Below are 18,611 nucleotides of genomic sequence, written 5' to 3' on the forward strand. Positions count from 1 at the left end.
GTCGTCTTTCGCGATGTAGATGAAGTCGGCCCGATCGAACCGTCCATCTGCCTTTGCACTGGAGGTTTGTGTTTTTGGCACCAGCGCTGCAATACCAGCGTCATCGCATGCTTTGATCTCCGTCGCGCTGTAGTACCCGCGATCGGCCAGCGCCTTGAGCTTCTTCTTGCCCATCGTTTCGCGCGCGGCTTTGGCCATCGGGCTTAGCTGAGCGCGGTCACTACCGACGTTCGTCACTTCGTGGGTCACGATGAGGTGGTGCTTCGTATCAACAGCCACCTGAACGTTGTAGCCCACCACGCCTGTGCCCTTGGCTTGCGACATCATCGAACGTGAGTCGGGGTCAGTCAGCGAAACCTGTTTTTCCGGTAAATCATTCAACAGTTCCGCGGCCCGATCCAGATCGCGCATCTGCTCACGCAGCGTCTCGATCTTTTCCCGCAGCCGTTCGGTTTTCGCTTCGACCTCTGCGGGTTGCGTGCGATCAGCAGTTTCCAGCGCATCGAGATAGCGCTGGATGCTTTGCTCGATCTGCTCCTGACGCTTTGCGATCTTGTTGGGCGTGAAGTTGTTATCGCGACTGTTGACCGCCTTGAACTTGCTGCCGTCGATGGCAACGACTGCTTGCGTGAACAGCTTCAGGTCGCGGCATATCACCACGAAGCGGCGGCATACATTGCGAATGCCGGCGCCATTGCTGCGTCTGAACTCGGCAATCGTCTTGAAGTCCGGCACGAGGCGACCGGTCAGCCACATCAGTTCGACATTACGCTGGCACTCGCGCTCCAGACGTCGGCTCGACTGCACGCGATTGAGATAGCCGTAGATGTAAAGTTTGAGCAGAACGGAGGGATGGTAAGACGGTCGGCCCGTGATCGCCGGCGTGGTGCCTTCGAAGCCCATGGAAGCCAGATCGAGTTCGTCTACGAATGCGTCGACGATCCGCACGGGATTGTCTTCAGCGATAAAGTCTTCGAGACACTCCGGCAGCAACGTGGCCTGATTGCGGCTTGTACCTTCGACGAATCGCCCCATCTCCGCCTCTCGCGCTAACAGGTTGATTCAGTCTAGGCGAACGCGCGGGTTTTGACACACCCTCGGTCGCACGCGGACTCTCGCCTCAACTCGATGCGCGCCACGTTATGCAATGCGCGTGAGTCGGCATCCGGCCAAATTGGGTCACTCGACAGTTGGCCCCCGTTCAAGTAAAAGGTACTGTCAAACGGATTCAAGCAACGCTCATTGATGGGCGTCACGGTCGATAAGATCAAGGTCGAAACCGAGAGATGAGTGATGAACGACGCGCAAGCCTTCAACGCCGAATTGGATCGGTCGCTTGAGCTCACGGGTAAGGTCGACCGCGATACATACGTCCGGTTTATCGAGGCATATCACTACGATGCAGCAACGACCATAAGCTGGTTGCGATCGAAACTTATAATTCTCCAACAGCGGCTCAGTCGCGGAGAACCGATCTATCTCTGGGATGCCACGATGGGCGGGGAGATCAAGTGCAACTCGTTACAAGAATTGTCTGATTGGGTGAGCGCACACTTTTCCTCTATCCGGCTGTAGAAGAAACGGGCCAATTGGTCGGACGACACAAGCGCAATCTTCGTTGTTTGGTGCCGGGATCGAATGGCAGCTTTCGGTGACATTGAGAGTCCGCTTCGGGTCGGCTACGGAAGTTCCGGCGCAGGGTCGCTCGTCCTGAAGGACGGCCCCATCCGTCGCAGTGCGCCCAGCTACAGTCATTGTAGGTGAATGCGATGCTGACGCTCAGGCGTCGGCTCCGTGCCAGTAATCGGACGCAGAGGTATAACGACCGCGGCGGGCAGATTCGCCAGCCGTGTCGCCGCGTTATGAATCCATTCGACAATGTAAGATATCTGATATCGTTTTTGGGGCCGATATCTGGCACCCCGGGGCTGACAGCGTGAACGAGGCAAATGTGCAAAAGGCTAATATCTCCAAAACAATCGCGTGGGCTGAGGCCAACGCACACGTAAGCGAGCGGGACCCGTGGGACGGTTGGCAATGATGCTTGACGAAATGAAGAAGTCACTCTGGGCGACCACCTACAAACTGCGCGCCAACATGGGCCCGGCTGAGTACAAGCGCATTGTGCCCGGTCTCATTTTCCTCAAGTACATCCCGAACACCTTCTCTGCTCGAAACACTGAGCCAAGTCACGCGTGCGCTGGCCTGGTTAATGGAAGCTACATCCTGGGCTCGAATAGCAGATAAATCGAACGTGATGTCAGACAACCACAACCGAGCCAGGGTGCATTGGGTGGTACGGATGAACCACCTCAATCGCACGACGTCGTGGTGGATCGGTTTCGCTATCTTTGCGCTGCACTTCCGGGTCACCGGGCAAGACACGATCACCTGGCTCTTGATGTCGCTGCAGTTTCTAGTCTATCCACACGTGGTGTACGCGGTGGCCAGATTTTCCCGCGATCCCTTGGGGGGCGAACTTAATAATCTTCGGCTGGACGACTTCTGCTTTGGCTTATGGGCAGCCTGGCTAGGTTTCCCTCTCTGGATTTCTTACCTGCTCGTTATATGCGGCTGCATCAACCTGGCGGCATTTCGCGGCTTTCGCGGCGCGCTGGAGGCAGTGGCCTTGTTGGCTTTGGGGGCCGCTGTGTCGGCGGGCGTCTTCGGCGTGCACTTCGAGCCGGATACGTCGATGCCTGTGACGGCCCTGAGCATGGCCTGTCTGACCATCTACCTGCTGCTGTTTGCGCGCGGCGCCTATAGGCGGGCAGTCACGCTGAGCGAGACGCGCTACAAGTTGCGACAGAGCGAACTGGCGCTACAGGGCCAGCTCGAGGCGGTCCAGGCGCTGCAGGCACAGCTTCAGGAGCAGGCCAACCGTGACGCCCTCACCGGGCTGTACAACCGCCGCTATCTCAACGACGCCCTGCAGCGCGAATTTGACCGCAGCACCCAGACCGGATGCCCGCTGTCGGTGCTGCTGCTCGATATCGACCATTTCAAGCAGATCAATGACCGTTTCGGCCACTCCACGGGTGACCGGGTGCTTCAGGACGTAGCCGCGCTGCTGGCGCAGGACATGGATCCCGGCGGCACGGCATTTCGCTATGGGGGCGAGGAATTCCTGATCCTGCTGCCCCGAATGGGCTCCAGTGAAGCATGGCGCCGGGCGGAGTGCTATCGGGCAAGGACGCCAGTGTCTGTCGTGGTCAATGAGGAGTGTGGGAATCCCGTGACGTTGTCGATCGGCATTGCGTCTACGGCAGACGGGGCCGAGAGCCCACAGCAATTGATTGACCGGGCAGATAACGCGCTCTACCAGGCGAAGCTCGGCGGCCGCGACCGGTGTTCGGTGTTCAAGAACGCTGAGGACTTGGCCCGGTAGTCGCCTTGCCGGACGCCCCGCCCGGTTGCCTTGCGACGGAGCGGTTGCCCTGCCACGCGTGAGCCGCCGCGCGCCCAGTCGGCGATCGCGTAGACTTCTGTCACGCTTCGTGGAAAGGGCTGGCGCTTCACGCGCTCACCCAGACGCTTGAAGCAGTACATCTTGGTCTCCACCAAGGCTGCGCCGGTGGTACGTGACCGGCATCGTTGGACATCCGCATCACCGTGTTCGATTGTCGGGCGCTAGCCGGCCAGAAGCAGCCCTCCATCCTAACCGTTGCGCAGACATGGGGACATCGGTTAGATCGCGTATAACGGCCCTTCACCGGACGTACCTAATGCCGGTGTCCAGACATGTTCACGGCGTAGACTGAAGAAGGAACAACCTGGTATTGCGAACCGGACATAGATTTCGCGCGAAGAGGGTTGGGACGCGTGCAAACGTGATTCCATGAACTCTTGAGGGAAAATGTAGTGGCAATGATTCAGGTTTCGCATCAACAGGCAGTCAACCCTTTTTAGCCGGTGCCAGCCATTGGTCGAGACTGACGCAGCCGATCCTCGCGTCGCCAAGCGGCACGAGCGACTGTTCCTCGACACGGCCACCGTAGTACCGGGCTTCGCGATCCATCACCACCGGGCGTGGGTCGCCTACTGATTGCAGATAGCGCGTGACGATCTCCGCGAAGGGCGCGCGGTCTGGGCCGGCGATCTCGACCGTGCCGTTCAACGGCGCGGCGAGTGCGACTTGTGCGAGGTTCGCCGCGACGTCGTCTGCGGCGATCGGTTGAAACAGTCCGTCGCCGATGCGCACCGTGCCGCCGTCCGTGCCAAAGTCCGCGATGCCGCCGATGAACTCCATGAACTGAGTCGCGCGCACGATCGTATACGGCACGCCCGCCGCTTCGATTGCCTCTTCCTGCGCGACCTTGGCAGTGAAATACGCGTTCTCCTCCGTGCGGTCGCAGCCGACGATTGATAGCGCGACGTGATGGCGCACCCCTGCGGCCACTTCGGCCTTGCCGATGTTGCGTGCCGAGGTGCGGAAGAAGTCGAGCACCGCCTGCGGCTCCCATGACGGCGCGTTCGTCACATCCACTACAACGTCCGCACCTGCCAGCGCACGGCTCAGGCCCTCGCCCGTCACCGCGTTTACACCGGTACGCGGCGACGCAGCAAGTGCCTCATGACCCGCCTTGCTGAGCAGCTTGACCACACGTGAGCCGATCAGGCCGGAACCACCAATCACGACGATCTTCATTGCAGATTCTCCAGATGAAAGTATTTGAACGTGCGGTGCGCCGGCGGGCCTCGTATTGCGTGAAAGTGTTCACCGCAGTCGCATCGCGAGAGACTATTGTGGAAGAATCATGTTCTAGCGAAAAGTGACAAGAATCGTCGAGCCGACTAGTCCAAGTCGGTTCTGTGCCGCTTGCCCGCGAGACCGCCATCACCGTGCCGACTCCCTCATTGACCATCGAAATCGACCGGCAGCAGCAATTGCCGATCTATCTGCAGATCTGCGAGCGCTTCAGGACCGCGATCGCAGCAGGGCATTTACGGCCCGGCGATCGCGTGCCCGCGCTGCGCAGCCTCGCCACGCAACTGAACACGGCACGGGGCACGGTGGAACTGGCCTACACGATCCTCGTCGACGAGGGCTACCTGCAAATGCGCGGTGCGGCAGGCACGTTCATATCGCCGTCGCTCCCGGCATCGGTGATGCACTCGTTGCGTGCGCAAGGTGTTCAGGACACACACGATAGCCAGAGCGCCGAAGGAACTGGCACGCCGGAGGCGCCTGGCGATTCGCGCGGCGGTCAACCGGCGCCGCCGCGTCGGTTGGCCATCGCCGTCGCCATGAGCGGCGAGCCGCGGCCGTTGCAACCAGGGCTGCCGGCGCTCGATGCGTTTCCGAGCAAGCTATGGAACCGGCTCGTTTCGCGTCGCGCGCGCAGCGGCGAACTTGCGATGTTCGCGTACCCCGACCCGGCCGGCTACCGGCCGCTGCGCGAACATATCGCCACCTACCTCGGGCTATCGCGCGGCGTGACCTGCCTGCCGGAACAGGTGTTCGTTACTGGTGGTTACCGTGCGACGCTTGAGCTCGTGTTGCGCAGTCTCGCCCGTCCGAACGATCGCGTGTGGTTCGAGGATCCCGGCTATTTGTTCGCGCGCGGTTTTCTAGCCGAGACCGGTGTCCAACTGGTGCCTGTGCCGGTGGACGACTCGGGGATCAACGTCGAGCGCGGTACGCTGCTGGATGCGCAGGCGCGCTTCGCACTGGTCACGCCGTCGCATCAGAGCCCACTCGGCCATACGTTGTCGCTCACAAGACGCATGGCGCTGCTGGACTGGGCAGAGAAAGTATCCAGCTGGATCGTCGAAGACGACTACGACAGCGAGTTTCGTTATCTGGGCCGGCCATTGCCGGCGTTGAAAAGCATCGACAAGCACGATCACGTGATCTATTGCGGCACATTCAGCAAGGTGCTGTTTCCCGGTTTGCGGCTCGCCTATACGGTGGTGCCGGAGCGGGCGGTCGAGCGCGTCGAACGGGTGGCGCACAGCATGAACGCCGGATCGCCGACGCTATTGCAGGCGACCGTGGCGGATTTCATTGAGCTGGGGCATTTTGCGCGGCATCTGAAGCGGATGCGTGCGTTGTATAGCGAGCGGCGCACGCTGGTCGTACACGCGCTGGAGCAGGTGTTTGGCGAACGACTGGTTGTCGACTTGCCGGCAGGTGGAATACAGTTCACGGCGCAGTTCGCCGAAGGCCCCGATGACCCCGTCGACGACATCGCCGTCGCCGCGCGCGCCCGCGAGGCGGGGCTCGCGGTGCTGCCGCTTTCGATCTGGTACGCGAATGGCCACGCGCGGCGCACGCCGCGCGGCCTCGTTATGGGCTTCGCGAATATCGCCAATGCGCGTGAAGCAGATCGTCTCGCACGAAAGTTGCGCACGTGTCTGGACAGCTGATGCGTGGAAAATGTGTCCCGATCGCCAATCAGCACCTCGCTTTCGTGCGACAGACGCCAGCTTCCGCATTCCGCGCAGGCTGGCGTCTGTCGTCACCAGCTTGAGCGTCCCCTTTGCCTCACGAAGTGCCATTGATGTTGCTGCAACCTGACAGTCGGCTCCGGGTCGGGTAGCGCTCCCTTCTTCCACCGCGAGAGGGCACACTGGATCTCCCTTCAACTGGAAGGAGATCATCATGGAAACGCAGAATGCACGCGCAGCCAATCGTGTGCCGTGGAACAAGGGCAAACTCACTGGCCAGAAGCCGCCGTTGAAGCCTCCGGAAATCTGGGCGATTCGCACTCGACTCCAGATGTCTTCGAACATTCGCGAGCTGGCTATGTTCGATCTCGCAATTGATAGCAAACTTCGGGCATGCGATCTGACGCGGCTGCTGGTGCAAGACGTCTGCCAAGGAGCCCACGTCGGATCGCGGGCCATGGTAATGCAGCAGAAGACTCGACGACCGGTTCAGTTCGAGATCACGGAGCAGACTCGTCAGAGCCTTGACGCATGGATTCGGGCGCGGGGTCTGAAGTCTTCCGACTATCTATTCCCAAGCCGATTGCATGGGTCGCCGCATCTGTCGACACGACAATATGCCCGAGTGGTTCATCGGTGGATCGCATCGATCGCACTGGACGATACGGCGTACGGCACCCACACCATGCGCCGTACCAAGGCTTCGCTGATCTACCGGCGAACGAAGAACCTTCGCGCGGTGCAACTGCTACTCGGACATACCAAGCTCGAAAGTACAGTGCGCTACCTCGGCATTGAAGTCGACGATGCTCTCGAGATGGCTGAGCAGACCGAGGTCTGACGACAACATGGCCGGAGAGCGGACGCTTGCCGGCCAAGATGCGACACTCAGCCGGCAGCGATAGGCGGCTGAAACTCAACAAGTTTCAGCCACCCAAGTCGGAGCGTTTGCCAGCCTGCCGCCGCAGCTTAACTCGTCAACTCATCGTCAGGATGATTTTCCCAACGTTCGCCGACGACTCCATGCGTCGATGGGCGTCCGCCGCACGCGCGAGAGGAAATGTACTATCAACCACGGGCTCGAGGCGCCGACCGCCAGAGAAGCAGTTGAGCCAACGTTCACCGAAACGCCGGACCATCGCGTGCTTTTCCGCCTGGGCGCGCGACTTCATGACCGTGCCGATAATCTGGATGTGGTGATACAGAATGGTCTCCAGGTCGACACTCACCTGCCCGCCGCCACCCAGAATCCCGACTTGCACGAGACGCCCCCCGTGCGCGAGGGAAGCAATATTGCGCGCAAAATACGGCTCCCCGACGAAATCAATCACGACATCGACGCCCCGCCCACCAGTCTTCTGAGCAACGACAGCTGCGAAGTCCTGCGTGCGGTAGTCGATGACATGGTCGGCACCCAGCTGAACAACACGTTCCAGCTTCGTCGCCTCGGCAGTCGCAAATACAGTCGCTCCGGCCGCGTAGGCTAGCTGGACGGCGGCGGAGCCGACGCCGCCCGCCGCCGCATGAATGAGTACGGAATCGCCCTGCGTGAGCCGCCCGAGATGCATCATCGCTTCATGTGCCGTGACGAATACTTCAGGGATGGCAGCCGCGTGCACATAGTCGAGCTGCTCCGGAATCGGCATCGCCATGCGCCAGTCGATGCGCGCGAGTTCGGCATACGCGCCGCCGCCGACCACACCCATTACGCGGTCGCCCACTTGATAGCCTTCGACCGACGCGCCCACCTCGAGCACTTCGCCCGCGATTTCCAGCCCCATGATGGTCGAGTCGCCGAAATTCGGCCGACCGTAACCGCCGCGTCGATGCGTGAGGTCAGCGCGGTTCACGCCTGCAGCATATACACGGACCAGCAGGTCGTCGGGGCGCACTTCCGGGTCTGGAACGTCGGCTAGTTTGAGAACGTCGGCATCGCCGAACTCGTTGAATGTGATGGCTTTCATGATTGCGTGTCCTGTTATGCCTGTACGTCGCCGAGCGTCGATTGCGCGGCGGCGGAAGCCGAGATAGCGGCCGGAAAACCCGCGTAGAACGCGAGGTGGGTAATGGTTGCCGCGAGCTCTTCGCGCGTGACGCCGTTGCTGACGGCACGCCGCAGATGCGCGGGAAGCTCATCGAGATGCCCGCCAACAATCAAAGCGGCAACAGTCACAAGACTTCTGTCACGCGGCGACAACGCCGTGTCTGCCCAGACCTGCGGAAACAGCACGTCGTCGACGAGTGCTGCGAGCTTCGGCGTGAACGCGCGCGCGGCTTCACGCGGGCTGTCGAAATTGGCTTTTGACATGATTGGGTGCTCCTCAGATCTGGCTGATGAATTTGTTGGTGAGATAGAACTCGATGCCTTCGGTGCCACCTTCCGAGCCGATGCCGCTTTCCTTGAGGCCGCCGAACGGAAGCTCGGTGGACACGATGCGGTATTGGTTGATGCCAATCATGCCGGCCTCCAACCCGTCGCCAACGTCGATGGCAGTGCGGGCGTTGTTAGTGAACGCGTAGGCCGAGAGACCGTACGGCAGGCGGTTCGCTTCGGCGAGGCCGTCTTCCAGCTGGTCGAAACGCATCAGCACCGCAATCGGACCGAACGGCTCCTCGTGCATCACGCGAGCGTCCATCGGTACGTCGGCGAGTACGGTCGGTTCGAAGAAGTAGCCCTCGCGCTCGATGCGCTTGCCGCCGGCGAGTAGTTTTGCGCCGCGCGCTACGGCATCGGCGATGAGTTCTTCCATCTTGGCGATCTGGCGCGGATTCGCGAGCGGGCCAACCTGTGTGCCAGGTTGCATGCCGTCGCCCACCTTGAGCGACTGGGTAGCAGCCACGAAGTGCTCGGCGAACTCGTCGTACACCTCACGCTGAATCAGGAAGCGTGTCGACGAGATGCAGACCTGGCCGGTGCCGCGGAAGCGGTTCGCAGCGCCCTCGACAGCAGCACGTTCGACGTCGGCGTCCTTGAACACGAGCACGGGGCCGTGGCCGCCAAGTTCAAGCGTAATAGGCTTCACGCCTTCGGCGGCCCGCGCGGCGAGCAGTCGACCGATGGGAACGGAGCCCGTGAACGTCACCTTGCGGATAATCGGCGACGCAATCAGCGTCTTCGACACCTCATCGGGAACGCCGAAGACCACCTGCAGCACGCCCTTGGGCAAGCCTGCGTCGTCGAGTGCGCGGGCAAGCGCGAGCGCCGTCGCTGGGCTCTCCTCGCCCGGCTTGATGATGACGCTGCAGCCGGCGGCCAGTGCCGCCGAGAGCTTGCGGGCGGGCGTGATGGCCGGGAAATTCCACGGCGTGAAAGCGGCGACCGGGCCGATGGCCTGCCTCTTCACCAGTTGTTGCACGCCAGGGCGATTAGACGGCACAACTCGACCGTCGATACGACGCGCTTCTTCTGCGAACCACTCGAAGTATTCCGCAGCACGCAGGACTTCATCGCGGCTCTCGGCGAGCGGCTTGCCCTCTTCCAGCGTCAGCAGTTCGGCGATGTGTGCGGCGCGCTCGCGAATCAGGTTCGCACCATCTTTGAGAATACGTGCCCGCTCCGCCGGCACCGTATTGCGCCATACGTCAAACGCGCGCTTCGCGGTTTGCAATGCCTGCTCAAGGTCAGCCGCCGTTGCAAGCGGCACGTGGCCCAGTTCCTGCAGCGTTGCGGGATTGACGACCGGAGCGGTATTGCGTTCGCTGGCAGCAATCCATTCGCCGTTGATGAAAAGATATAGGGCGTCGTAGTGAGCGTTCATTTTCTCAACCTCAATATAGTTAGCGATCCAAAGCAATCAACCTTCATGCCCAGCCAGATAACGGAGCTTCTCCGACGTGGTCAGGTCAAACCAATCTGGAGAAAGCGGCTTTGGCTTACGGCTGTCAGTGAGTGCCTGTCTGCGGGACCCAGTCTAGGCGGGATGACCCCGCGGTTTTAGCCAGGGCAGAAAGAATGATTCTTTCTGTGGGAGGGAAAATCCGAGCGACCTGCCAGGTTACGCTTACCGACACGCAATGCGGCTCTCGCCTATGATGGGCGGGTGCCCGCGCACCGTGGCACGTGGACCGCCCGGCGGGGTATCGAGACGAAGAATTCAGACGAACGGGACAGGTGGGATGGACAAGTTATATAACATGTCGGTTTTTGCAAAAGTTGTCGAAATGGGGAGCTTCACTGCGGTTGCTAACCACCTCGACACGACTGTAGGAAACATTTCTCGCGCTGTTTCGGTGCTCGAGGAGTCGCTGGACACCCGGCTCATGCAGCGCTCGACGCGCCGTCTTGTCATCACCGACGCAGGGCGGCGGTTCTACGACCGGTGTGTCGCCATTCTGACCGACGTGGAGCACGCGGAGGCGGAGGCGCGAGACGCTCTGCTGGAGCCGCGCGGCACCTTGCGCGTGCACTCGGTGCCCGGCCTAGGACGCAATCTGGTAACTCGCGCTGTTATGGCGTACCGCAACTCGTATCCGGAGGTCTCGGTCGACCTCCTGCTGTCACAGCGCATGCCGAATCTGCTCGAAGAACAACTTGACGTCGGTATTGTGATTACGCGAACGCTACCCGATTCCGCCTACGTCAGCCAGAACATAGGCACGAGTCATTGCATCCTCGCAGCATCACCCGAGTATCTGGCAGCGCATCCGGCGCCGACGTACCCGGAAGACCTGATCGACCATCACTGCGTTCTGCTCGGGACCGTCGATTACGCGCCCGACGAGTGGCATCTTCAGAGCGCCTCCGGCGACGCAACCTTTCGCCCAACCGGAGCGCACTTCAGCGTCAACGACATGGACTCGATGTCACAAGCCCTGCGAGACGGGGCCGGCATCGGCCTCCTCGCGGCGTTCTCCGCGATAGAGGACCTGCGCAGCGGCTCGCTCGTTCGCGTGCTGCCGCAGTACCACACACACGTCCGCAATGTCTACGCTGTCTATCCGTCGCGCCAGTTCGTTGACGCGAAAATTAAGCGATTCATCGAGACGTTAAAGGCCCACGTCGGGGAGCATCTGGACGCTTACGCGAGAGAACTCAACCTCGCTCCGGCCGCAATTCTGCCAGCCGGTCGCTAAATTTGGGTACGGCGAGACTGTGCGAAAGCGGCCGAATCGCTGCATCTGTCGAGCACTCACTCGACGGTGCGAACAGACTGCGCGATCTCTGCTCCGTTGAGTGGTGCAGTTTGACCTTTTCCGGAGACCTTCCTCAGCCGATCGCAAGTCCGATTTCGATAGATCGTCGTGGGGTAGCGCTCCGCACCGTATAAAACTGCGGGCGAATCGTTTCATCTGTCGGCTAGCAGTACCTCAGCCGACATTCGTGCCGGAGCGGCGGCCGACCGCTTCGGGTCGACACCAGAAGTTCGCGCGGCATGTGCTTGCCGCAGTCGCGCCTGTGCGCCCTCCGGTTGGCACCGGATCGGCTGTACCGCGCGCGGTGACACGATTAATGTCGCAACGGTGACACTTTCAATGCGGTCTACGCTTGCCAACGGAAAAAACGCCGGAGGAACTAATTTGCGCCGCTGATTCGTGACAGCGGCACCTTCGCGGCGATTGTCACCCCGTTGCCGGGTTTGCCCTCAACGAACAGGTTTCCGCCCAGCTGAGCGATTCGTTCCCGCATGCCGCGAAGGCCAAATGCGTCAGGCCGGAGCTTCCATTCTTTCGGGAGGCCGACGCCATCGTCCCGGATGCACAGATGACAGTCCTGGTCGTCCGCAGATAGCGTCACGGCCACTTGCATGGCCTTGGCATGCCGTGCGACATTCGTCAGCGCCTCCTGCGCCACGCGGAAAAGGGAGATTTCGGCCAGGTCGTTGAGGTGCAATTCGTCAACGCTTATCTGACACTGTGCCGGCACACCGTAGCGCAGCTCAAAGTTCTCTGTCATCCACTCGAGTGCTGCTTCGAGTCCCAGATCATCCAGAACTGGCGGACGCAGATCAGCCGCGATACGTCGCATCGCGGCGGCCATTCCGTCGAGCTGGGTGGCGAGTTCCCGGGTTCCTGTCAAACAATCCAGAACTGCCGCCGGAACATGCTGTGAGATCTCCGCCTCATAGAGTGCAAAGGTCATTTTCAGTGCGGAGATCCGCTGACCAAGATCGTCGTGAAGTTCGCGCGCAATGCGCTTCCTCTCGTTTTCCTGAGCGCGCTGCACGAGTGCCGAGTCGGCGGCCACCCGTTCCAGCTCGTTGAGTCGCCGGGTCTCGGTCAAATCGCGGGTGATCTTGGCGAAGCCCACCAGCTCGCCAGCCTCGTCGCGGACTGCGGAGATAACAACGTTTGCCCAGAACCGACTTCCGTCCTTTCGGACGCGCCACCCCTCGTCCTGTGCTCGGCCGTGATCTCTCGCAACAGCCAGGAATCGCGCGGGCTTCCCCGCGCGCGCGTCTTCTTCGGTATAGAAAACGGAGAAGTGCCGCCCTAAGATTTCGTCTGGTAAATACCCCTTGGCTCGTTGCGCACCGGGGTTCCAGCTGGCAACGTTTCCGGCGTGGTCGAGCATGAAGATCGCGTAGTCATGAACTGCATCAATCAGGAGCCGATAGCGGTGATCAATCTCAACCACGCTGAGATTGGCGAAACCTTGAGGCAAAAAGCTACCTTGAGCCACAAAAGTCTCCCTTGACATCGGATTGGCACGAGCGACCACGCGGCAACGGCGACGACAGCCGCGGAGAGAAACTAATTACCGTGGCGCCATGCCGGTCCGAACGAAGCGGTAGTAGCTACAGCAAGCCTACGTAAATCAGGGTAGAACGTGGACGAAAAAAATAAAAGCGCTCGCTAGCCCCCGACGAGCCAACCGGCGCATTTGCGCCAATGGCCGAAATGGGCCGGTTATGCCTGTTGCACGAGGCGCGGGGCTGGGCGCGAGCGGTGTGCCCGGTTGTGTGGCGCAGTGCGGCCATGACCGGTCATTCGCCAGCAACACCAGATAGCGATGCGAGTGTCCGCTCAAAGCAAAGAAACGGCCCCATTTTTTGCTTAAAATTTTTCTTCATCGTGCCCTGTGCGAGGCACCTCGGAAACTGCGGCTCGGCCCCGATTCCCCATGCGCCTGCCACATGGCCGCGACGTGGTGTGGCAGATAAAAGGGACGATGCCTGATTTGTGACGCCCTCATCGGCTACGGTGCCGACCCGTTGCCCGGTTGTATGGGACCCAGATATTGGGCTATGCCATACGCCGCTTCCCGCGCGCCACGCATTACACCGATGAGCGTCGCCGAGGCAGCCCCGCACCACTCGCCGTAGCCGACCAGCCACAACCGTTCCTCGTCTCTGGCGTGCGTCCCATCTGTCCTCGGTAAGCCATCGACGGCAGAGATCTGTAGCGGGTCGAGATGTTTGAGTGCGGGGCGGAACCCCGTGCACCAGATCACGACATCGATGCGGGAATGCCTGCCGTCGTTCCAGACGACGCCATCCCTATCGAATCGCCTGAACGGACGTACTGCATGCAGCACGTCTCGCGTCCGCGCGTCCCGCACCGGAGTCACCATGACGATATCGCCCAAACCACCTACCGATGCCGTGCTCGTGTGCCCGTCGCGTAGCGCCTGCCATTTGGCGGTCGCGCGTTCGAACAAGACCCGGCCATCCACGTCGTCTGGGAGGAAAACCGGTTCCTGCAACGTCACCCACGTAGCGGTGCAGATCGGTGATACCTCCGCCAGGATCTGCGCTCCCGAGTTGCCACCGCCTATCACCAACACATTCTGTCCGTGTAGATCGTCCGGATTGCGATACTGCGCCGAATGCATCTGACGCCCACGAAAGATCTCGCGTCCAGGATAGTCGGGAACATACGGTGCGCTCCAGGTACCGGTCGCACTCACGACCGCCCTGGCGAGCCATTCCCCGTGATCGGTACTGACCAGCAAGCCACCCTGAACGCGCGAAACGGATTCGACATGAACTGGGCGCCGGACAGGAATGTGATACCGCTCCTCATATTGCGCCAGATAGTCGATGACCTCGTTGCGGGAAGGGTACGTGTCGTGTGATACGGGCATCTGCCAGCCTGGCAGCGAACTCCATTGCGCCGGTGAAAACAGGTGTAGCGAGTCCCAGGTATGTCGCCAGGCGCCTCCTGGGGCGCTCTGGCTATCCAGCACGAGATAGTCGAGCCCCGCACGACGTAGGAAGTAGGCGGTGGCAAGTCCGGCCTGGCCACCGCCGATTACCACGACATCAATGTCTACGGGCATGCGCTTTCGTCCCGTCTCATGATCCGGATTCCGGCGGTCACACCGCCCATTGAGCTTAAAGGCGGTGGGCGGTGCACTGCACTACGTGGCCGTCCGCGACGTGATCACGTGTTCGAGGCCGGTTGGCCCCACCGGCGCCTCGGCGAGCCAGGGAATGAGTGCGGTGCGCTGCGCCAGATCGTCCGCCACGCGGCGCACGAATGGCACCTCGTAAGTTCCCCGCTGGCAGAGCATCGGGTCGGTTGTGCCGCTCGCCAGCAACGACTGGTTGATGACCCACGCGTACGGCGTAATTCCCGCGCGCGCCAGGTCTGCGTTCAGGCGTTCCGCTTCGTGAACGGGCGTCGCTTCCGGCAACGTGACGATCAGGATGCGGCTGTAATCCGGGTCGCGCAGCCGCGGCAGCAGTTGACGGACCGACTCCGGCATGTCGCCCTGGGTGCGCATCACTTCGCGGTGATAGGCCTCGGCTGCGTCCAGCAGCAGAATGGTGTGCCCGGTCGGCGCGGTGTCCAGTACCACGAAGCCGGACTTGCCTTGATCGACCGTGCGCGCGAAGGCCCTGAAGACGGCGATTTCCTCCGTGCAGGGCGACCGCAGATCTTCTTCGAGCATCGCCCGGCCGCCCGCGTCGAGGTGCGATGCCGCTTTGGCCAGCACCTCTTCGGTGTACTGCTGCACTTCGCGCGCCGGGTCGATGCGCGTGACGCTCAGGCGAGGCACGACGCCATCGACGGTAGCGGCCACGTGCGAGGCCGGGTCGGTGGTCGACAGGATCACATCGTGTCCGCGGCCGGCCAGCGCAACTGCGATCGCGGCCGCCACCGTGGTCTTGCCTACGCCGCCTTTACCCATCGTCATGATCACGCCGTGGCCCGCGGCCGACAGTTCGTCGACGAGGCGCCCCAGACCCGGAGGCAAGGCGGTGTCGGGCATCCGGTGTTCGGTCGGCATGCGCACGCGTTCGGGATGCGCCATGTCGCGCAGCGCATCCAGCCCGACCGTGCCGCGCGGCAGAAACGGAATGTGCGTCTGCGGCAAGCCCGCCAGTTCGCGCGGCATGTCGGCCAGCGCCTGTTGCGCGCGCTGGGCCATGGCGGCTGCAATCGCGTCGTCGTTGCGGTCTGTGGCAAAGAGGCCGTTGATCGCCAGCACCTGGTTGCGAATGCCGAGTTCGGCCAGTTCGTGCCGCGTGCGATTCGCTTCGCGCAGCGCGGCGACTTCGGGGCGGCTCACCAGCACGACGGTGGTCTGCGCTGCGCTCGACAGGCGTTCGACGGTCGCCGCGTACAGGGCCTTCTGCTTCTCCAGCCCGGCCAGTGGCCCAAGGCACGATGCGCCTCCCGTCGAAGACGAAATGAACTCGTTCCACGCCGAAGGCAGCGTCAACAGGCGCAGCGTGTGGCCGGTCGGGGCGGTGTCGAAAATCACGTGATCGAAATCGGCCGTTGCGGCGGGATCGCCGAGCAGTTTGGAGAATTCGTCGAAGGCCGCTATCTCGACCGTGCACGCCCCGGAAAACTGCTCTTCCATGTTGCGAATCGCCGCGGCTGGCAAGACGCCGCGATACGGTTCGACCATGCGGTCCCGGTAGGCCTGCGCGGCCTCTTCCGGATCGATGTTCAACGCGAACAGGCCCGGCGCGCCCGGCACAGCGGTCGGCAACTGACTCAGGCGGACGCCGAGTACCTCGTCGAGATTGGAGGCCGGGTCCGTGCTGACGATGAGCACCCGCTTGCCGGCATCGGCCGTGGCAAGGCCCGTGGCACAGGAAAGCGATGTCTTGCCGACGCCGCCTTTTCCGGTGAAGAAGAGATATCGGGTCTGCGTTTCAGGAAGGGACATGAGCGATCCTTAGCAGCAGCCCGAACCCGGCGTGCAGCAGCTGCCGGCCTTGATGTGCGGTTTTTCCGCCGTCGTGAGCGCAATGCCGAGTTTCTGCGCGAGTTGCTGGCGCGACGGATACATCCCCGTCGATACGATGTGGCCATCGATCACGAGGATCGGCAGTCGTTCCATGCCGACTTCCATTTCCTTGACCACCGCGGAGTTGGCGGCGAACGCCTGCGGTTGCTGGCCCAGGTTGTAGCGGGACACGGTGACGCCGTGTGCTTCGACCCATTTCAGATCCGCGGCGAATTGCGCCAGCACGGGGTCCACATCCACACCGCAAACACCCGTCGAGCAACACATCGCGGGATCGAACACTTCGAGTTTCTTCATGACAGCACCTCGGAACAATCGGGATTCAGCGGTTTCCACAAGCACGGATGCGTCTGCGGGCAAAGGTGCGTGAATTCGGGCAGACCGCGAATCAGCTCGGGAATCTGGGTTCGCTCGACCTGCGTGAAGCCGCGCCGCGCAAAGAAGGTGCGGGCGGCTTCATCATTCGGAATAAGGTAAAGCGCGCGCAGTGATCGCGTTTGCGCTAGCGCAACGGAAGCGTCGATAAGACAGGTACCCAGACCGGATGCGCGCAGTCGCGGGTGAACTGCGACCGAACGCAGCAGGGCCGCGTCGCCGGCTTGTTCCAGTCCCGCCACCCCAACGATCTCGGCGCCGCACTCGGCGACGTGGAAGCCGTCGAGGCTCCGTGCCGTGAGATCGCTCGCCGGCAGCCCGCAGGTATCCAGCAAGGTGCGGATATGGTCGAAGTCTGTGGCGGCTGCCCGGCGAATGTCCTCAACAGGCGTACTCATTTCAATCCTCCGCTGCGTTCATGGCGTCGAAGCGTCTGCCGGACCGTGATGCATTGCGCCAGGATCGTGCCCGGCCATCGCGTCGTGCCCGTGATCGGACAGTTGGGCATCGAACCCCAGTCGTGCAGCGCGGCGACAAGACGAGGCTGCTCGCTGCGATACCACTACACCGGACTACATCGCTCTTCGTAGAAGTGAGGTGACGGTCATCAGCAATGTGACCGTGCGGACGTCCCCTTATAGGCACAAAGCCGTCACCGGCCTCAGTGCTTGCAGAAGGACGGATATAGGGTCGGACGCGGACTCTCGCCTCAGCTCGACGCGCGCCCTCGCCATGCGTTGCGCATTAGGCGGCACCCGGCCAGTTCCGGTCGCTCGTCTCAGTTAGTCAGAGGGCATTCGACCGGCCGGTTCACTTCGTTAACCGCCATTACCTGCGTGCAGTTGCCACGGTAGAACCGGGTCGCGAAGCGCCTCACACCGTGGTACTTTTGCCGCGAGCAACACAGCCCCCTCCCCCGTCAATACAATCCTGCACATCCGGCCACGAACGAACCGAACAGCACACCGAGTTTATCAGTGTAAAAATTCTCTAATGGTCGCGTGCAACTGACTTTGGTTGCAGCAAGTAGCGGGGATTTATCTTGAGGATTAGCGGGAAGCAAGCCATTTAAGAACTGCCTCTGCGGCAGATTCAACTGAGGCACTTTCCGTATTAATAAATACATCGGGATTCTCCGGAGGCTCATAGGGCGAATCAATACCGGTGAAATTCTGAATGACACCGCGTCTCGCCAACCGATAAAGTCCCTTAGGATCACGCGCCTCAGCGATCTCTAGTGGCGCATACACGTGAATCTCTCCGAACTTATGAGGACCGGTGATCGTTCGCGCGATTTCCCTATCTGCGCGAAACGGCGATATGAAACACACCAGCACCACAACGCCAGCATCTGCCATCAGTCTCGCGACCTCGGCAACACGTCGAATATTCTCGTGACGGTCAGTGTCGGTAAAGCCGAGGTCCTTGCACAATCCCAGTCGAACAGAATCGCCATCCAGCACGTAGGTCAAGCGCCTAGTTGCATGGAGGCGCGTCTCCACCTCATTCGCAATCGTGGATTTTCCCGCACCAGAGATTCCCGTGAACCAAAGAACTGCGGGATCGTGGTCGAGCAATCGTGCCCTTGATGTACAGTCGACCCGAAAGTCATGTGCGTGCAGCGTGGACGTAGATACCTCTGCGGTCATTTGATCCCCCAGTCGTTAAACTCCACCAAGAATGCAAGACAATGAGAAATTCT

Annotated in this window: 17 protein-coding genes and 2 pseudogenes; 6 read left to right on the plus strand and 13 right to left on the minus strand. The window is 61.3% G+C overall.

The genetic code is table 11. The annotated features are described in order from the left end of the window. A partial coding sequence (locus tag SB764_RS37115; protein ID WP_410866336.1) for an IS1182 family transposase occupies positions 1–1,035 on the minus strand: 1,035 nt, incomplete at its 3' end. 258 nt (positions 1,036–1,293) lie between these two features. On the opposite strand from SB764_RS37115, the gene SB764_RS37120 reads away from it, so the two are divergent. The 3 genes from SB764_RS37120 (at position 1,294) to SB764_RS37130 (ending at position 3,388) form a co-directional block, all read left to right on the plus strand. Continuing rightward, positions 1,294–1,575: a hypothetical protein gene (locus tag SB764_RS37120; RefSeq protein ID WP_410866337.1), complete on the plus strand. Its 282-nt coding sequence runs from the start codon at positions 1,294–1,296 to the stop codon at positions 1,573–1,575. 477 nt (positions 1,576–2,052) lie between these two features. Further along, positions 2,053–2,247: a type I restriction-modification system subunit M N-terminal domain-containing protein gene (locus SB764_RS37125; RefSeq protein WP_410866357.1), complete on the plus strand. Its 195-nt coding sequence runs from the start codon at positions 2,053–2,055 to the stop codon at positions 2,245–2,247. Positions 2,248–2,302: 55 nt separating this feature from the next. Continuing rightward, complete coding sequence (locus SB764_RS37130) at positions 2,303–3,388, plus strand: diguanylate cyclase (RefSeq protein ID WP_410866338.1); 1,086 nt, start codon at positions 2,303–2,305, stop codon at positions 3,386–3,388. Positions 3,389–3,477: 89 nt separating this feature from the next. Here SB764_RS37130 and SB764_RS37135 read toward each other — a convergent pair. Beyond that, a pseudogene (locus SB764_RS37135) lies at positions 3,478–3,580 on the minus strand (IS5/IS1182 family transposase); the annotation flags it as partial. Between the two features lie 315 nt (positions 3,581–3,895). Continuing rightward, positions 3,896–4,648, minus strand: coding sequence for an SDR family oxidoreductase (locus tag SB764_RS37140; RefSeq protein WP_410866339.1), 753 nt, complete (start codon positions 4,646–4,648; stop codon positions 3,896–3,898). Positions 4,649–4,836: 188 nt separating this feature from the next. On the opposite strand from SB764_RS37140, the gene SB764_RS37145 reads away from it, so the two are divergent. Together SB764_RS37145 and SB764_RS37150 are read left to right on the plus strand one after the other, a co-directional pair. Then, positions 4,837–6,369, plus strand: coding sequence for a PLP-dependent aminotransferase family protein (locus SB764_RS37145; protein ID WP_410866358.1), 1,533 nt, complete (start codon positions 4,837–4,839; stop codon positions 6,367–6,369). A 235-nt stretch (positions 6,370–6,604) separates the two neighbouring features. Further along, positions 6,605–7,231 carry a tyrosine-type recombinase/integrase gene (locus tag SB764_RS37150; RefSeq protein ID WP_410866340.1) on the plus strand — a complete coding sequence of 209 codons (627 nt, stop codon included), beginning with the start codon at positions 6,605–6,607 and terminating at the stop codon, positions 7,229–7,231. Between the two features lie 136 nt (positions 7,232–7,367). Here the strand turns inward: SB764_RS37150 and SB764_RS37155 are convergent, their stop codons facing one another. The 3 genes from SB764_RS37155 to SB764_RS37165 are packed head-to-tail and all read right to left on the minus strand — an operon-like array spanning position 7,368 to position 10,148. Then, complete coding sequence (locus SB764_RS37155) at positions 7,368–8,354, minus strand: NAD(P)H-quinone oxidoreductase (RefSeq protein ID WP_124262775.1); 987 nt, start codon at positions 8,352–8,354, stop codon at positions 7,368–7,370. 14 nt (positions 8,355–8,368) lie between these two features. After that, positions 8,369–8,698, minus strand: coding sequence for a carboxymuconolactone decarboxylase family protein (locus SB764_RS37160; RefSeq protein WP_124262774.1), 330 nt, complete (start codon positions 8,696–8,698; stop codon positions 8,369–8,371). A gap of 13 nt (positions 8,699–8,711) precedes the next feature. Continuing rightward, complete coding sequence (locus SB764_RS37165) at positions 8,712–10,148, minus strand: NAD-dependent succinate-semialdehyde dehydrogenase (protein WP_410866341.1); 1,437 nt, start codon at positions 10,146–10,148, stop codon at positions 8,712–8,714. Between the two features lie 358 nt (positions 10,149–10,506). Here SB764_RS37165 and SB764_RS37170 point away from each other — a divergent pair, with 358 nt between their 5' ends. Beyond that, positions 10,507–11,463 (plus strand): LysR family transcriptional regulator, encoded by a 957-nt coding sequence (locus SB764_RS37170; protein WP_410866342.1) that lies wholly within the window; start codon positions 10,507–10,509, stop codon positions 11,461–11,463. A gap of 439 nt (positions 11,464–11,902) precedes the next feature. Here SB764_RS37170 and SB764_RS37175 read toward each other — a convergent pair whose 3' ends face one another. The 7 genes and pseudogenes from SB764_RS37175 to cysC form a co-directional block, all read right to left on the minus strand. After that, entirely contained in the window at positions 11,903–13,009 is a 1,107-nt protein-coding gene (locus tag SB764_RS37175) for a PAS domain S-box protein (RefSeq protein ID WP_410866343.1), read from the minus strand. A 516-nt stretch (positions 13,010–13,525) separates the two neighbouring features. Then, positions 13,526–14,608 (minus strand): ArsO family NAD(P)H-dependent flavin-containing monooxygenase, encoded by a 1,083-nt coding sequence (locus tag SB764_RS37180; RefSeq protein WP_410866344.1) that lies wholly within the window; start codon positions 14,606–14,608, stop codon positions 13,526–13,528. An 81-nt stretch (positions 14,609–14,689) separates the two neighbouring features. After that, entirely contained in the window at positions 14,690–16,453 is a 1,764-nt protein-coding gene (gene arsA / locus SB764_RS37185; protein ID WP_410866345.1) for an arsenical pump-driving ATPase, read from the minus strand. A 9-nt stretch (positions 16,454–16,462) separates the two neighbouring features. Then, positions 16,463–16,831, minus strand: a complete 369-nt coding sequence (gene arsD, locus SB764_RS37190; RefSeq protein ID WP_410866346.1) for an arsenite efflux transporter metallochaperone ArsD — start codon at positions 16,829–16,831, stop codon at positions 16,463–16,465. Then, on the minus strand, positions 16,828–17,307 hold the full coding sequence (locus tag SB764_RS37195) for a GNAT family N-acetyltransferase (RefSeq protein ID WP_410866347.1): 480 nt from the start codon (positions 17,305–17,307) through the stop codon (positions 16,828–16,830). Before SB764_RS37195 ends, arsD begins: the two co-directional genes overlap by 4 nt. A gap of 18 nt (positions 17,308–17,325) precedes the next feature. Then, positions 17,326–17,468: pseudogene (locus SB764_RS37200) on the minus strand (aspartate carbamoyltransferase); the annotation flags it as partial. Between the two features lie 490 nt (positions 17,469–17,958). Beyond that, entirely contained in the window at positions 17,959–18,558 is a 600-nt protein-coding gene (gene cysC / locus SB764_RS37205) for an adenylyl-sulfate kinase (RefSeq protein ID WP_410866348.1), read from the minus strand. Positions 18,559–18,611 lie beyond the last annotated feature (53 nt).

Source organism: Paraburkholderia sp. SIMBA_027, from assembly GCF_046535315.1.
Classification (GTDB): Bacteria; Pseudomonadota; Gammaproteobacteria; order Burkholderiales; family Burkholderiaceae; genus Paraburkholderia; species Paraburkholderia tropica.

Excerpts from the sequence above, each read along its gene's own strand:
- SB764_RS37150 (WP_410866340.1), top strand. The coding sequence starts at position 6,605 with ATGGAAACGCAGAATGCACGCGCAGCCAATCGTGTGCCGTGGAACAAG.
- SB764_RS37180 (WP_410866344.1), bottom strand. The coding sequence starts at position 14,608 with ATGCCCGTAGACATTGATGTCGTGGTAATCGGCGGTGGCCAGGCCGGA.
- SB764_RS37155 (WP_124262775.1), bottom strand. The coding sequence starts at position 8,354 with ATGAAAGCCATCACATTCAACGAGTTCGGCGATGCCGACGTTCTCAAA.
- arsD (WP_410866346.1), bottom strand. The coding sequence starts at position 16,831 with ATGAAGAAACTCGAAGTGTTCGATCCCGCGATGTGTTGCTCGACGGGT.
- SB764_RS37165 (WP_410866341.1), bottom strand. The coding sequence starts at position 10,148 with ATGAACGCTCACTACGACGCCCTATATCTTTTCATCAACGGCGAATGG.
- SB764_RS37160 (WP_124262774.1), bottom strand. The coding sequence starts at position 8,698 with ATGTCAAAAGCCAATTTCGACAGCCCGCGTGAAGCCGCGCGCGCGTTC.
- cysC (WP_410866348.1), bottom strand. The coding sequence starts at position 18,558 with ATGACCGCAGAGGTATCTACGTCCACGCTGCACGCACATGACTTTCGG.
- SB764_RS37120 (WP_410866337.1), top strand. The coding sequence starts at position 1,294 with ATGAACGACGCGCAAGCCTTCAACGCCGAATTGGATCGGTCGCTTGAG.
- SB764_RS37170 (WP_410866342.1), top strand. The coding sequence starts at position 10,507 with ATGGACAAGTTATATAACATGTCGGTTTTTGCAAAAGTTGTCGAAATG.
- SB764_RS37130 (WP_410866338.1), top strand. The coding sequence starts at position 2,303 with ATGAACCACCTCAATCGCACGACGTCGTGGTGGATCGGTTTCGCTATC.
- SB764_RS37195 (WP_410866347.1), bottom strand. The coding sequence starts at position 17,307 with ATGAGTACGCCTGTTGAGGACATTCGCCGGGCAGCCGCCACAGACTTC.
- SB764_RS37125 (WP_410866357.1), top strand. The coding sequence starts at position 2,053 with ATGAAGAAGTCACTCTGGGCGACCACCTACAAACTGCGCGCCAACATG.
- SB764_RS37140 (WP_410866339.1), bottom strand. The coding sequence starts at position 4,648 with ATGAAGATCGTCGTGATTGGTGGTTCCGGCCTGATCGGCTCACGTGTG.
- arsA (WP_410866345.1), bottom strand. The coding sequence starts at position 16,453 with ATGTCCCTTCCTGAAACGCAGACCCGATATCTCTTCTTCACCGGAAAA.